We start from the raw sequence: 14,666 nt of genomic DNA on the forward strand, positions 1-14,666 counted from the left end.
GTCACACACTACCTCACATTGTCAGTTGGAACGCTTTGCCCGCCAGCAGAACACGGCGCTGATGGCTATCGCGGCGCCCGCCAGGCCAAACACCCAAGGGGCCGCGGCGACCGGCAGCAACAACCCCGCCAGCAGCGGCCCGAGGCCGGCGCCGATATCGCGCCATACCGCGTTGGAGGCCAATGCCGACACGCGCATCGAACCGGGGTTGCGTTCGGCCACCAAGGTCGTCACCAGGGGCAACTGCAACGCCCGCAACACCAGCACTGCCGCCGCGCCGACGATCACCCAATAACTGCCGAATGCTGCCAGGGCCAAAGCGCTCAGGAACGAAAACAACAACAGCATCGACGTGGCGCCGAAGCGTTGCGCGGCGCGACCGCCCAGCGGGCTCAGGAGCATTTCCGAGACATAACGCAAGGCCATCAAGGCACCGGCGATCAACACCGCGTCGCCCCCGAGAAGCTTCTGTGCCTGGATCGACAGACCAAAGATAAACAGCCCATCCAGCGCCACGCCTTCAATAAACGACCACAGCGCCACGCTGTCGGGCCACTTGAAACGGCGCCCCGGACTGCTGTGCAAATCATGGCCGACAGTAGGCAACCCCCGCGCCATCCACAAGCCCAGCAGGCAGCATCCGGCGAGAATCAGAAAGATCGGACGCGGTCCGGCCCATAAGGTCAGCCAGCCGCCGAGCGGCAATGCGAGCATCGGCCCGAGGGCGATCAAGGCCCGCGACCGCCCTGCCCGGCGTGCGGCACCCGTCGGCTCGGCGGTCGCCAGCACTTGGGTCGACAGGTTCAACGCGGCAAAACACAGGCCCCAGACCAGCCGCAAGCCCAGCAATGCAGCGAAGCCCGACAGCATCGAGTTACCCAAGGCACACAGCGTCGCGGCACCGGCGGCGATCATGCAGGTCAGACGATCGCCGTGGCGGGCATAGAAATTGAGCACGTGGCGGTAACCGAAAATCCGCACCAGTCGGTTGGCCGCCAGCAGCACCCCGGCCTGGGCCAGCGTGATGCCGAACGCCTGGGATTCCATGGGCAGCAGCAGATAAAGCAACACGTCACTGGGCAGGCATAAAGCCAAGGTCAGCGCGGCGCGGCGGGAGGTGATGTCGGCAGTGCGTTGGGCCTGGCTTGCCATAAATCTGAAACATCCCGAAATATTCAGGTCGCCACCGTAGCCTTCTCGAACGGTTTTTTACAACGCTCGATTAAACCTTTTTGTCATACGGCAACAACCGCAGGCCGCTGGCCACGCTGCCCACCAACGCAAACGCGCAGCCTAGCCACAACGCGTAGTGCGGGCCGCTGCCCAGGGACCAGTGAAAACACAACGCCACCAGCGACGCTCCCAGCGTCTGCCCCAGCAACCGCGAGATCGCCACAATGCCACTGGCCCCGCCGCTGCGGGCCAAGGGCGCGCTGGTCATCAATGCCTTGAGGTTGGGCGACTGGAAGAACCCGAAACCGGCTCCGCACAAGGCCATGCGCCAGCCGATCTCGAACGCCGACGCATCATTGTGCAACGTCGCCAGGGCCGCCATGCCCACGCTCAGCATCAACAGGCCGATCCCACACAACAGGCCGAGGGACACGCGGTCGGCCAGGCGCCCGGCGACCAAGGCCATCACCGCCACCACCGCAGGCCAGGGCGTCATCAGAAAACCGGTCTCCACCTGGCTGTGCCCGAGCACTGCCTGCAGCAGAAACGGCAGCGACACAAAGGCCAGGCCCTGGGCACTGAAGGCGCAGATCGCCGTGAGCGAAGACAGCGCAAACACCGGGCGCTTGAACAAGTCCACTGCCAGCATCGGCGCCGGGTGCCCGGCCTGGCGGCGCAGCAGCAGCGCGCCGCAGACCAGCGCCAGCGCGATCAGGCCCAGGGTCAACGCACCTTGGGCGCCATGCACCGCCGTCCCCAGGCCAAGCACCAGCAAGGCGAACAGCCCGGCACACAACAGCGCGGCGAGGCGATCGAAGGCATGCCCGGCCATGGGAATGACCGGCAATGAGCGCAGGCCCAACATCAGCGCCAGCAAGCCCAGCGGCACGTTGATCAGGTACAGCCAGTGCCAACTCGCCACCGACAGGATCGCCGACGCCGCCGTCGGCCCGAGCGTGAACGCCAGCCCCACCACCAGCGAGTTATAGCCCAGGCCGCGCCCGAGCATGCGCGACGGATAGATATGCCGCAGCAACGCCGTGTTGACGCTCATGATCGCGGCCGCACCGAGCCCCTGCACCACCCGCGCCGCCGTGAGCGTCACCAGCGACCCGGCGATCCCGCAAAACAGCGACGATACGATAAACAGCAACAATCCACCGAGGTACACCCGACGGTGCCCGAGCACATCGCTCAGCGAAGCGAAGGGCAACACCGTGGCAATGATCGCCAACTGGTAGGCGTTGACCACCCAGATCACCGACGCGGAGTCGGTGCCAATGCCGTCGGCCAGGGTCGGCAGCGCCGTGTTGACGATGGCCGTGTCCAGGGTCGCCATGCCGATGCCCAGGGAAATGGCGATCACCGCCGGCAGGCGTTTATTCAGGGGCAGCCCATCGGCAACAGAAGACATGCACAATCCGCACAGGTGACAAAAGGCCTCCAGATTACGGGCTGCGACGATTTTTTCCAGTCGCCAATGCGTTGGCTGTCAACATCTTCATGTTGCCTGCACCCGTAAAAAAAAACGCGCCAACTCCGTATCGGTGATGGCGCGTGGGCTGACGCAATGCCCCAGGCAAGCGCCTGGTCAGATCAACACGGCACTCAGGTCCAGGCGCCCGTCCTTGAGCGGCGGGCACCAGTAATAGCCGCCGGTCAACGGTGTGCTGATGCGGTACAGGCCGTCGACGATGCCGTCTTCCAACCCGCTCATGCGGTGCAGTTGCGCTTCAAACGCATCGAAGGAATGCCCGAACGCGAGGAACATCAAGCCAGCCTGGCCGTTTTCTGCCCAGGGCATCGAGCGGCGCACCACGAACGCTTCCGGGGTGAAGCTTTCCTGGGCGGTGCGTTTGGTGTGGGCGGACTCGGGCGCGTCTTCCAGTTCTTCGTTGTCGCCGTGGCGGCGACCGATGATGTGGTCACGTTCCTGGGCAGGCAACGCGGCAAAACCATCGAGGTCGTGCTGCCATTGCTGGATCGCGGCGAAACTGGCGCCGCTGTCGGTCAGCGCGGCTTCGACGGCGGCATCGTCGTGGGGGTTTTCGGTGCCGTCTTCGTAATCGGTCAGGTCAAAACCGCTCTTGTAGCGGAAGCCTTCAGTCGACTGCACCAGGCGGAACGCCGGGGCCAGGGCTTTCTCCAGCGCACGGCTGCGCAAGAGCAATTCGCCGCGATCCACGCCATGCAGCCACACCCACAATGCTTGCTGCGTGGAGGGGTTGTGCGCGCCCGGCGCGCTGACGGCGGGGAATGCGCGCAGCCCTTCGATCCGCGCGCCCAGTGCGTTGACCAGCGGCTCACCCAGACCGACCACTGCGGCCGAATCCGCCCACTGCACCAATGCGTTCAACGCAGCAGGTACAGCGGCCAGGGAGTCCACGGCAAAAAACAGATGGCGTGCCTGTAAAGGCACCGGTGCGGCAAGAATGCCCGGCTGGTACTGACTCATGTGAACTCCTTCAAGAAAGCCTCGCAGTTTACCCGCCATGTGCAGCCGTGCGTACAAGAAAGCGCGCAAGCCTTGCCACAGAACCCGTTGTTGGGTGACTCTCTAGTCATGTTTTGCAACTATTTCAGGGGTAGCGACATGACCACCGATAACCTGCTCGCCCAGCTGTTTCCTTCCTGCGCCGCCGATATTCCCGAGCAATTCCGCCTGGGAGCGCCCATCGAACAGCGCGATTACCTGGTCGACGGCCAGTTGCAGGTATGGAACGGCCCCTTGGCCCAAGTGCTCAGCCCGGTGCAACTGGGCGATGAGCGCGTACAAATCGGCAGCACGCCACTGCTGGATGCCGACACCGCCCTCAGCGCCCTCGACGCCGCCGTGCGCGCCTATGACCGTGGCCAGGGGGAATGGCCGACGATGCGCGTGGTCGACCGCATCCGCCACGTCGAAGCGTTCTTGCGGCGCATGCGCGAACAGCGTGATGCGGTGGTCAAGCTGCTGATGTGGGAAATCGGCAAGAACCTCAAGGACTCGCAGAAAGAGTTCGACCGCACCTGCGACTACATCACCGACACCATCAATGCCCTCAAGGAACTCGACCGCCGCAGCAGCCGCTTCGAGCTGGAACAGGACACGCTCGGCCAGATCCGCCGCGTACCGATGGGCGTGGCGCTGTGCATGGGGCCGTACAACTACCCGTTGAACGAGACGTTTACCACGCTGATCCCGGCGCTGATCATGGGCAACACCGTGGTGTTCAAGCCGGCCAAGCTCGGCGTGCTGTTGATCCGCCCGCTGCTGGAGGCATTCCGCGACAGCTTCCCGGCCGGGGTGATCAACGTGATCTATGGCAGCGGCCGCGAAACCGTCAGCGCGCTGATGGCCAGCGGCAAGATCGATATTTTCGCGTTCATCGGCACCAACAAGGCCGCCAGCAACCTGAAAAAACTGCACCCGCGCCCGCACCGCCTGCGCGCAGCCCTGGGCCTGGACGCGAAAAACCCAGGCATCGTGCTGCCCCAGGTCGACCTGGACAATGCCGTCAGCGAAGCGGTCACCGGCTCGCTGTCGTTCAACGGCCAGCGCTGCACCGCGTTGAAAATCCTGTTTGTGCATGAAGACGTGGTCGACAGTTTCATCCAGAAATTCAACGCCAAGTTGGCGACCTTGAAGCCCGGCATGCCGTGGGACGACGGCGTGGCGCTGACGCCGCTGCCGGAAGTGGGCAAGGTCGATTACCTCAAGGCACTGGTGGCCGATGCAGCCCAACACGGCGCCCGCGTGATGAATGCCCATGGCGGCGTCAGTCGCGGTTCGTTCTTCTACCCGGCGGTGCTGTACCCGGTCAACCCGCAGATGCGCGTGTACCACGAGGAACAGTTCGGCCCGGTGGTGCCGATCGTGCCCTACCGTGACCTGGAGACAGTGATCGATTACGTACTGGAATCGGATTTCGGCCAGCAACTGAGCCTGTTCGGCACCGACCCGGCCGAAATCGGACGGCTGGTGGACACCTTCGCCAATCAGGTCGGCCGCATCAATATCAACGCCCAGTGCCAGCGCGGCCCGGACACCTTCCCCTTCAACGGCCGCAAGAACTCGGCCGAAGGCACACTGTCGGTACATGACGCCTTGCGTGTGTTCTCGATCCGCACCCTGGTGGCGACCAAGTTCCAGGACAGCAACAAGGCACTGCTCAGCGAGATCCTGCACAACCGCAACTCGAGCTTCTTGACCACTGACTACATTTTCTAGAGGACGCCTCGCCGTTGATTAACCTGCACTTGCCTGTATTTGCCCGGCGCCTGCTGCGCCCGCTGCTCGACCCTTACCGCCGCTATCGCCATGCCAAGCTGATCCACGCCGTGCGCGTGTCCATCGGCTTGCTGGCGACGATCCTGCTGACCACCGGCATCAACCTGCCCCACGGCGAGTGGGCGTCGGTGACCATGCTGGTGGTGATCGGCGGCCTGCAGCACCACGGCAATATCGGCAAGAAAGCCATGGAGCGCGCCTACGGCACACTGATCGGCGCCAGCGTCGGCTTGCTGCTGGTGGTGCAGGAGACGTATGTGGGGCAGCCGCTGCTGACCTACTTGTTGATGTCGGTGGTGTGCGGGTTCTTCTCGTATCACGCCATCGGCAAGGGCGGATACACCGCCTTGTTGTCGGCGATCACCGTGTTTATCGTCGCCGGGCATGGCGACAATCCGCTGTCGGACGGGCTGTGGCGCACGGTCGATATCCTGATCGGTATCGCGTTGGCCCTGGCGTTTTCCTTCGCCTTGCCGCTGTATGCCGTGTACTCCTGGCGCTACAACCTGGCCAGTGCCTTGCGCGACTGTGCCGCGATCTATAACCGCATCATCAGCGGTCAATCGGTCACCGACGACGAACACCTTAAACTGCTCAGCCACGTGAATACGGCGATGCTGCAACTGCGTTCGTTGATGCCCTCGGTGTCCAAGGAGGTACGGATCTCCATGACCCAGTTGGACACGATCCAGCGGCATTTGCGCATGTGCATCAGCACCCTGGAGATTCTGGGCAACACCCGGCCGGACCCTCGCGACGAGCAGGCGATGGCGCGGATGCAGGTAATGTTGAAGGGCGAGCATCGGAAGATTCGCGTGCAATTGGTGGGCATGGCGCGCGCGCTGAGGTCGGGCGTGACACCACGGTTGGAGCGGCCGAGCCAGGCCACCGCTACCGAGCCGACATTGGATACGCCGGTCTACAGTGCATTGGATGGGTATCGGTTGCTGACCGTGCAATTGGCGGCAAATGTGGATGAGATGCGCCAGCAGTTGGCCAAAAGTGCTGGCCGCTGGAAGATCTGAACCTGAGGGCATTTAGCGCGTTTACCTGCGCCAACACTTTCACACTTTTTCTTACATATTTTTCACGACTTATTCACATCGCGGGACGTAGGGTGAAGCCTCATCCGTTACAAACGTTGTACATCAAGCCCGCCGCCCCAGCGGGCTTTTTTTTGTCCCGGATTCGAGCTAGCGCGCCACCTTGCCGGCGGGCGCGGACGCTTGCTCGCGAATGGCGCGCTGGGTATCGAGCACCTTGGCCAACGCCACTTGCGCCTCGGGGCTTTGCTGCGGCACGCGTATCGCCGCCGAGACCAGCGTGATCAACTTGGCCATTACTTCGGCATCCGTGGCCGGGCGGCCCAGGCTCATGGAGTTCATCAGCAGGCGCAGTTCGGTGCCGGCCATCACACCGGAAATCGCCTTGAGGGCAAATTGCAGGCGTACCCCCAGTTCGTTGCGCGGCAAGTCCGGCAAGGCCAGGGCGAAGGCTTCGAAGAAGCGCTGGAACACCGGCTGGTAATGGACCTTGAGGTATTCCTGGATAAACGGCGAGGTGTCGCTGTAGACCCGCCCCAGGAAACGAATGAACGAACGCCCTTCCCCACTCGCCGGGTCGCTGCGCTCCAGGCCCATGGCCGGGGCGAACAGCACACCGAGCAGCGTGTCGCAATCGAGGGGGCCGTCGGATTCGGCTTCGCAGCGTGCCAGCAGTTCCAGGCGCTGCTCGTTGAGCGGCTCCAGGCGCTGCATCAGCAGGGTTTTCATCAGGGCGTCCTTGTCCCCGAAGTGATAGTTCACCGCAGCCAGGTTCACCTGGGCACGCTCGGTAATCTGCCGCAACAAAACAGCGTCATACCCGTATTTGATGAAGAGAGCCTCTGTCGCATCCAGCAATCGAGTCTTGGTAACGTTTGGAGAACTGACTTTCTTCACGACCATAAAAGTTCCACGCGGGAAATATTGTTTTAAAAATAAATTTGATTTTTTATACCGGGGCCACCGCTCGAAAGCAAGTAGTGACACTGCGCCATATCAGCGCAAGCCTTGGCAGACGGGCCCGTCGAGGCTGACCAAAGGATTTTTGCGCGGTGGGTTTTGCCCCCGGTGCATTTATTTCAAAGGGTAAAAACCCTCTACAACGATGGCTGGCGGAGCCGGTTGAACGCGGTTAGTATTCAAAGAATATTTTAAAAACAAGAAATCAAACCAGTCCGTGACGTGTCCCAGGCAGCTCCCGAACTTGTTACAAATTTTTACCGGGGCAGCACGGCAGCGTCGAGACTGCAGGCGTAGTCATGATGACAGATACCCCCGCGCACCCGGGCTTGATCTCCCTGCAAGGCATCGGCAAACGCTATCAGCTCGCCGGACAGCACCTGTCCATCCTCAATGATGTGTGCCTGTCCATCGCCCGCGGTGACAGCTGCGGCATCCTCGGCGCCTCCGGCTCCGGCAAAAGTACCCTGCTCAACATCCTCGGCCTGCTGGATCTGCCCAACTGCGGCCAGTACCGCTTTGCCGGCCACGACATTTTCAGCGCCAGCCCGGATGAACTGGCGGCGATCCGCAACCAGCAGATCGGCTTCGTGTTCCAGAGTTTCAACCTGCTGCCGCGCCTCAGCGCATTGGACAATGTCGCCCTGCCCCTGAGTTATCGCGGCGTGTCGCGCCACGAGTCGGTGGAGCAGGCCCTGCGCATGCTCGAACAAGTCGGCCTGGCCGAGCGCGCGCACCATCGCCCCGCCGACCTCTCCGGCGGCCAGCGCCAACGTGTGGCGATTGCGCGGGCGCTGGTGGGCAAGCCCTCGGTCATCCTGGCCGACGAACCCACCGGCAACCTCGACAGCAGCACCGCCCAGGACATCATGGACCTGCTCCTGGCGCTGAACCGCGAGCAGCAGGTCACGCTGATCATCGTCACCCACGACGCGCACATCGCCGAACGCCTGGAGCGCAAGATCCTGGTGCGCAACGGCGTGGTGCATGAGGCCGGGCGCCCATGAGCCTGCGGGTCGAGCAGAGCCTGAGCCAATTGCTGCATGAAGCGTTCGTCAGCCTGCGCACCCTGGGCAAGCGCTCGATCCTCGCGCTGCTGGGCATCGTGATCGGCAGTTCGTCGGTGGTGGCGCTGATCAATATCGGGCATAACGCGGCGGTGGATGCCGCGCTGATTTTCAAGGACATGGGCACCGACACCCTGGTCGCGCAGTTTCCGCCCAAAGCCGACAGCAGCGTACCGATGCGTGCCCGCCTCGACCTCGACGCCGTGCGCCAAGCCGTGCCCGGGATCGCGCACATCGGCGCGCTGAGCCTGTTCAGCGGCCCCATCGTGTTCCAGGGCCGCAGCGTCAACGCCAACTTCGTCGGCAGCACAGCGGATATCCCCGCGGCCCTGCGCCTGGCGCTGCGCGAGGGGCGCTTCCTGTCGGCGTTCGATGCCAACGAAACCTACGGCGTGATCGGCGACCAGATCGCCCAGGCCCTTGGCCCCCCCGGCGCGCCGTTAAAGCTGGGCGACCGCGTGCGTATCAACGACTACCTGTTCCAGGTGGTCGGCATCCTGCACCACCAGCCCCGGGCGATGCTGATGCCGGTGCAGGCCAACGAATCGCTGTTCATTCCCGCCGATGGCATGCGCCGCATCTACGCCAGCCCGCAAATCGGCAACGTGATCATCCGCGCCGCGCCGGGCCAGGACATGGAACGCATCGCCCGGGACGCCGCCGCCGCGCTGCAACGCCAATTGACCGAGCACAGCGTCGACATCACGGTGCCCCAGCAAATGATCGACGGCATGACCCGGCAGAGCCGCACTTTCGCCTACCTGCTGCTGGCCCTGGGCGCGATCTCGCTGGTGGGCGGCGGTGTCGGGGTGATGAACGTGATGCTGATGAACGTCTCCGAACGCCGCCGCGAGATCGGCATTCGCATGGCGCTCGGCGCACGCCAGCGGGATATCCGCAACCTGTTCCTGCTCGAAGCCATCACCCTCACCGCCGTCGGCGCGCTGTGCGGCGCGGTGCTCGGCATGACCGCCGCGTGGCTCTATGCCTGGCTGTCGGGCTGGGCCTTCGCCCTGGCGGTCGCCGCCCTGCCCCTGGGGGTGGGCAGCACCTTGCTGGTGGGGTTGTTCTTCGGCATTTACCCGGCGGTCTCGGCCTCGCGGTTGCAGCCGGTGGAGGCGTTGCGCGATGAATAAACGCCTGCTGCTGCTCCTGGCGCTGATCAGCCTGCCGAGTGTCGCCGCCGACGTGGTGATCCGTCCCGCAGCGCCCGGCACCACGCGCAGTGGCTACGATCGCGGCGTCTCGCTGAATGCCCAGGTCACCGCCATCACCCTGGGCGACGCGGTGTACCTGGGCCTGCGCAACAATCCGGCGATTCGCAGCGCCTACCTGCAGCGGGTCGCGCAGAAATTCGACCTGCGCGTGGCCGAAGACGTGTTCAACCCCAAGCTCACCCTCAACAGCTATTACCGCAGCTCCCGCGGCTCCGCCGACAATGCACGCAATACCAACGTGGCCCCTGCCACCAGCCTGCTGGGCGAGTACGGCACGCGCCTGAGCATGGCCTGGACCCAGCAACTGAATAACGCCAACCGGGCCGGTCGCTACCGCAGCGACGGCCTCGACCTGGCGCTCATCCAACCGCTGATGCGCGGCGCCGGCTGGGACGCGACCACCGCGCCGTTACGCCTGTCGCGCCTGTCGGAGCAGGCCAACCGCCTGAACCTCAAGGCCACCGTGGCACAAACCATCAGCCAGATCATCGCCACCTACCGCGAGTTGCTGCGCGCCCAGGAGCAACTGAGCATCGTCCAGGACGCGCTGAAACGCGCCAACACCTTGCTGGAAGTCAACAAGGCGCTGATCAGCGCCGGGCGCATGGCCGAGTTCGAGATCGTGCAGACCGAAGCCGATATCGCCACCCAGCAACTGGGCGTGGAAGAAGCGCAGAACCAACTCGACACCAGCCGCCTGGCCTTGCTGCGCCTGCTGGCCCTCGACCTGTCGACGCCGATCCGCGCCACCGAAGCCCTGGAGGCCAAGCCCATGCAGATCGACAAACGCGAGGCCTTCAACCTGGCGCAGAACCAGCAACCGGAGTACCTCGCCACCCTGCTCGGCAGCCAGCAGGCCGACCTCAACCTGGTGATTGCCAAAGACTCCGGGCGCTGGCAAGTGGACCTGGTGGCCGGGGCGAACCAGATACGCAACAACTACGACAACGACACCGGCAGCGGCAACAACCGCAGTTGGGACAGCTACGCCGGGGTGCAGGTGCAAATCCCCATCGGCGACATCAGCACGCGCCAGGCCGAAGTGCGCGCACGGGTGAATGTGGAGGATCAGGCCATCCACATCACCGACGCCCGCCAGGAGCTGGAGCGCAGCGTGAACAACGTGGTGCGCGACCTCGGCACGCGCTGGCGCCAGTACGAAATCTCCCAGCGCGCCGTGGAATTGTCGCGGCGCAAGATCGAGATCGAACGCGAAAAACTCAGCGCCGGGCGCTCCACCAACTTCCAGGTGCTGAGTTTCGAGACCGACCTGCGCAACGCCGAAAACACGCAGCTCAATGCGCTGATCGCTTATTTGAACGCCCAGACCCAGCTCGATCTGACCCTGGGCATGACGCTGGAAAGCTGGGAAATCGCCCTCAATGACTACTAACCAAAAACGCCTGCTGGCGGCTGGATTGATCGTGCTGCTGGCGGCCGCCGGCGTTGCGGTGCAAAGCCATCGCAGCACCGCCGACCCGATCCTCCCGACCGAACAGTGGCTGGCGGTGACGCCTGGCGCGCTGGTGCATCAGATCGGCCTGGTGGGCAAGATCGAGCCCGACACCACCCTCACCCTCACCGCGCCGTTCGACGGCAATGTGCAGGCCAACCTGGTGGAGCAAGGCCAACGCGTCGACGCCGGGCAAGTGTTACTGCGCATGGACCCGGCCCTGCTCGAAGTGCAACTGCGCGATGCACTCTCCGCGCAACTCAAGGCCCGGCGCACCGTGCAGGAAATGCAAGACTGGGACAGCAGTCCCACCGTCAGCCGTGCGCGTCGCAGCCTGCGCACCGCGCAAATGAGCGCCGACAACACCCAGCGCAAACTCACCGAAAGCGAAAACCTGTTTCAGCGCGGCATCATCCCGCGCAACGAACTGGACGACCTCAAGCAACAGACCCAGCAGCAACAACTGGACCTGATCGCCGCACGCGATGAACTGCAACAGGCACTGGAGCAAGGCAAGGGTGAATACCGACAGATCGCCGAGATGGAGCTGACCAATGCCACGGTGAAGTACGACGCGCTCTACCGACAGCTCGAAGACAAGGAGGTCAAGGCGCCCTTCTCCGGCATCGTGGTGCCCGCACCCGGAAGCAGCAACGCGGCAGCAGGCGCGGGCAACACCAACGCCCCGGTGCAGGCCGGCAGCAAGGTCAGCCAGGGCCAGGTGCTGTTCGGCCTGGCCAATATCGAACGGCTGAAAATCGTCGCCAGGGTCTCCGAGCTGGACATCAACCAACTGCACCAGGGCCAGGCGGTGGAAGTGATGGGCGATGGCTTCGACGGCGAACGGTTGAGCGGCTCGGTGAGTGTGGTCAGCGGCTTGGCGATTGCCGGCGATACCCAGGGCAGCGCGCAGTTCCCGGTAACCCTGTCGATCCCCAGGCTGACCCCGCAGCAATTGCAGCGGGTACGGCTGGGGATGAGTGCGCGACTGACCATCGTCACTTACAACAACGCGCAGGCGATCGTGATTCCGAGCCAGGCGATCCAGCCGGACATGACCGTCGAATATCGGCCGACGATGGACCAGCCGGTGGAACGCGTGACCGTGACCACCGGGCAATCGACGCCGCAGGGTGTCGAGGTATTTGGCCTAAAACCCGGTTTTGTGAAGACCCCTAGGTAGAGGAAGTTGCCCCCTCCCACCTTTAGATCGTTGTCAGCTTCAACGCCAGCGCCTTGGCCTGAAGCGCCACATCGGTCACCGCCGTGCTCTCCCACCACATCCCGCGCAGCGGCGGGCCCATGGCGAACAGGCGCCGGCTGGTCTGGCCCTGGGCATCCAGCACCGCCCCCGAGGCATCCGCTGCGATCCCCAACGCCAGCGGCCCGGGCTGGATTAACCCGCGTTTGAGCAACTGCTGGGGCAACGGCCGGGCTACGCGGCGCCAGTCGTATTCGATGCCGCTGGAATTGATCAGTGCCGCGCCCGCAACCTGGGTGATCGCTTGCTCGCCACGGTAACGCAAGCGGATGCTGACGCCGTGGACCGCAGGCGCCAAGCCCTTGAACGACGCCGCGCGAATGCGCAGGCGCCCTTCCTCATGCAGGCGCGCCACCAACTGCGCACTCAGCGGCGGCGAACGGTGGTGATGACTTTCCCACCACGGCCGCACATGCCGCACGAACTGGCGCTTCTCGCGCTCGCTGGCCTGGCTCCACAAACGGCCGATATGCGCGCGCACGGTGTCCAGCGGCGCCTGCCAATCGATGCCCTGCGCCGTCGCGATGCGACACTGCCGACGCACCTCGCGCAGCAACTGCCGAGGGCTGCGCAGGCGGTGGTCGGCGGCGAGAAAATCGTCCCAGCCCGGTGGCTGTCGACGCACATGGGGCAGCAGGCCGTGGCGCGAGAACACCTCGATCGGGCCCCGGTGCCCAGCCTGTTCCAGGGACACCACGGCATCGACCATGGTCAGCCCGGAACCGATGATCAGCACCGTCGCGCGCGGCTCGAGTTGGCTCATGGCCTGCACATCCCACGGGTCGACTGCGGCAGCGTTCAAGCCGCTGGATTCGGTCTGCGGCGTGCGCGCCGCCGGGAACATGCCGGTCGCCAACACCGCCTGGGCACCGCGCAATTGCTGGCCGTTATCCAGGGTCAGCAGCGTCGAGGCGGAGTCCACTTGCAGGTCGACCACTTCGGCGCGGACATGCTCGACGGTAGACGTCGACAGCGCCTTGGCCTCGGCCAAGCGTTGCTGCGCGTACAACCCGAACATCCCGCGCGGCGGGAACAGCTCGCTGATCGGCACATGCTGCTGGTCCGACTCCGGCCAGCCGCCGGCGCCGATGTAGTCGGTGAGCCATTGGGTCAGGTCGTCGGCGTTGTCCGGGTCGACACTCATGCGCGCCGCATTGCCGTTCAAGGTATGGCCCAGCTCGACCGCACTGTAGGCCTCGCCGCGGCCAAGTTCGGCGCGCGGTTCGATCACCAGGATCTGCCGCGAGCCGGGCAAGCGCAGCAGTTGCACGGCCAGCATCGTACCGCTCAGGCCGCCGCCGATGATCAGGACATCGGCGTTGCGGATGGATTCAGTCATGCCTGTTCGCCTTTACTGTTTACCCAGATAGATGTCATGCAAACCGCCCCGCGCCAACAGTTCAGCGGCGCTGCCGCTCAAGACCACGCGGCCAGTATCCAGCACGTAGCCCTGGGACGCATAGTTGAGCGCGACGTTGATGTTCTGCTCGGCGATCAGGAAGCTCACCTGCTGCTCGCGGTTGAGCTGCGCGACGATCTCGAATATCTCCTGCACGATCATAGGCGCCAAACCCATGGACGGCTCGTCGAGCAGTACCAAAGTAGGACGGGTCATCAACGCCCGGCCGATGGCGACCTTCGAGTACATGCACCATGCCCTGGCGCACCCGTTGGCTGGGGTCGACGCCGGCCAGGTCGTGGCCGGCGTATTCGATCACGCCACGGCTGACTTCGGCACGCTCGGCGCGCACCAGCCCGGAGATCGCCTTGAGCGTGGTGCTCTTGCCGGCGCCATTGGCGCCGAGCAGGGCGACGATCGCGCCCTTGGGCACGCTCAGCGACACCCCGGCCACGGCGAGGATCGCGCCGTCGTAGATCACTTCGATGTCGTTGACCGTCAGCGAGATATCCCGCACCTGGAGAATGGCTTGGCTCATGCGATGTCCCGTTTGAATTCAGCCAGCCACACCGGCTCGACAACGGACTTGCCCGTGCTGGGTGGCTGCCAGATAGAGGCCAGGCGTTGAAAGCCCAGCAGTTTGCGCACGCGGTTTTTCAGCAGACGGCGCAGAGCCGGCGGAGGTTTGAGTACATGCACGCTCATAGGGGTGATGCTCCTATTGGGTGGGTAAGCGTGCGGTGGTCCGCTGGCTGAATGAGGATTGAACGGAAAGTCGATAGCGTTGATATAAAGGCTAAGCAGGAACCATGCCGATATAAAA

At 64.1% G+C, this 14,666-nt stretch carries 11 protein-coding genes and 2 pseudogenes; 6 read left to right on the top strand and 7 right to left on the bottom strand.

Annotation, left to right across the window (positions count from 1 at the left end; genetic code table 11):
• Positions 1-21 precede the first annotated feature (21 nt).
• From MOQ67_RS19935 to MOQ67_RS19945, 3 genes are all read right to left on the bottom strand, one after another.
• On the bottom strand, positions 22-1,152 hold the full coding sequence (locus tag MOQ67_RS19935) for an MFS transporter (RefSeq protein ID WP_017848071.1): 1,131 nt from the start codon (positions 1,150-1,152) through the stop codon (positions 22-24).
• A 70-nt stretch (positions 1,153-1,222) separates the two neighbouring features.
• On the bottom strand, positions 1,223-2,587 hold the full coding sequence (locus MOQ67_RS19940; protein ID WP_046485032.1) for an MFS transporter: 1,365 nt from the start codon (positions 2,585-2,587) through the stop codon (positions 1,223-1,225).
• A gap of 177 nt (positions 2,588-2,764) precedes the next feature.
• On the bottom strand, positions 2,765-3,628 hold the full coding sequence (locus tag MOQ67_RS19945) for a Dyp-type peroxidase (protein WP_198717574.1): 864 nt from the start codon (positions 3,626-3,628) through the stop codon (positions 2,765-2,767).
• A 138-nt stretch (positions 3,629-3,766) separates the two neighbouring features.
• Here MOQ67_RS19945 and MOQ67_RS19950 point away from each other — a divergent pair, with 138 nt between their 5' ends.
• Together MOQ67_RS19950 and MOQ67_RS19955 are read left to right on the top strand one after the other, a co-directional pair.
• Positions 3,767-5,383, top strand: coding sequence for an NADP-dependent glyceraldehyde-3-phosphate dehydrogenase (locus MOQ67_RS19950; protein ID WP_198717573.1), 1,617 nt, complete (start codon positions 3,767-3,769; stop codon positions 5,381-5,383).
• 23 nt (positions 5,384-5,406) lie between these two features.
• Positions 5,407-6,468 carry an FUSC family protein gene (locus MOQ67_RS19955; protein WP_126585773.1) on the top strand — a complete coding sequence of 354 codons (1,062 nt, stop codon included), beginning with the start codon at positions 5,407-5,409 and terminating at the stop codon, positions 6,466-6,468.
• Positions 6,469-6,636: 168 nt separating this feature from the next.
• Here MOQ67_RS19955 and MOQ67_RS19960 read toward each other — a convergent pair whose 3' ends face one another.
• Positions 6,637-7,389 carry a TetR/AcrR family transcriptional regulator gene (locus MOQ67_RS19960; RefSeq protein ID WP_017848076.1) on the bottom strand — a complete coding sequence of 251 codons (753 nt, stop codon included), beginning with the start codon at positions 7,387-7,389 and terminating at the stop codon, positions 6,637-6,639.
• 356 nt (positions 7,390-7,745) lie between these two features.
• Between MOQ67_RS19960 and MOQ67_RS19965 the strand changes: the two genes are divergently transcribed.
• Genes MOQ67_RS19965 through MOQ67_RS19980 form a run of 4 tightly spaced genes read left to right on the top strand, consistent with a single transcriptional unit; the run spans position 7,746 to position 12,366 of the window.
• A complete protein-coding gene (locus MOQ67_RS19965; RefSeq protein WP_017848077.1) occupies positions 7,746-8,453 on the top strand; it encodes an ABC transporter ATP-binding protein in 708 nt (235 codons plus the stop codon).
• A complete protein-coding gene (locus MOQ67_RS19970; RefSeq protein ID WP_198717572.1) occupies positions 8,450-9,649 on the top strand; it encodes an ABC transporter permease in 1,200 nt (399 codons plus the stop codon). The genes MOQ67_RS19965 and MOQ67_RS19970 overlap by 4 nt, the downstream gene beginning before the upstream one ends.
• Positions 9,642-11,123, top strand: coding sequence for a TolC family protein (locus MOQ67_RS19975; protein ID WP_198717571.1), 1,482 nt, complete (start codon positions 9,642-9,644; stop codon positions 11,121-11,123). The genes MOQ67_RS19970 and MOQ67_RS19975 overlap by 8 nt, the downstream gene beginning before the upstream one ends.
• A complete protein-coding gene (locus MOQ67_RS19980; RefSeq protein ID WP_017848080.1) occupies positions 11,113-12,366 on the top strand; it encodes an efflux RND transporter periplasmic adaptor subunit in 1,254 nt (417 codons plus the stop codon). The genes MOQ67_RS19975 and MOQ67_RS19980 overlap by 11 nt, the downstream gene beginning before the upstream one ends.
• Before the next feature lie 22 nt (positions 12,367-12,388).
• On the opposite strand, the gene MOQ67_RS19985 is transcribed toward MOQ67_RS19980, so the two are convergent.
• The 3 genes and pseudogenes from MOQ67_RS19985 to MOQ67_RS19995 all read right to left on the bottom strand — a co-directional run.
• Positions 12,389-13,783: an FAD/NAD(P)-binding protein gene (locus tag MOQ67_RS19985; RefSeq protein ID WP_198717570.1), complete on the bottom strand. Its 1,395-nt coding sequence runs from the start codon at positions 13,781-13,783 to the stop codon at positions 12,389-12,391.
• Positions 13,784-13,795: 12 nt separating this feature from the next.
• Positions 13,796-14,381, bottom strand: a pseudogene (locus MOQ67_RS19990) (ABC transporter ATP-binding protein).
• Positions 14,378-14,521 (bottom strand): annotated as a pseudogene (locus tag MOQ67_RS19995) (AMP-binding protein); the annotation flags it as partial. The pseudogenes MOQ67_RS19990 and MOQ67_RS19995, both read right to left, overlap by 4 nt.
• Positions 14,522-14,666 lie beyond the last annotated feature (145 nt).

The organism is Pseudomonas sp. LY-1, from assembly GCF_053502595.1.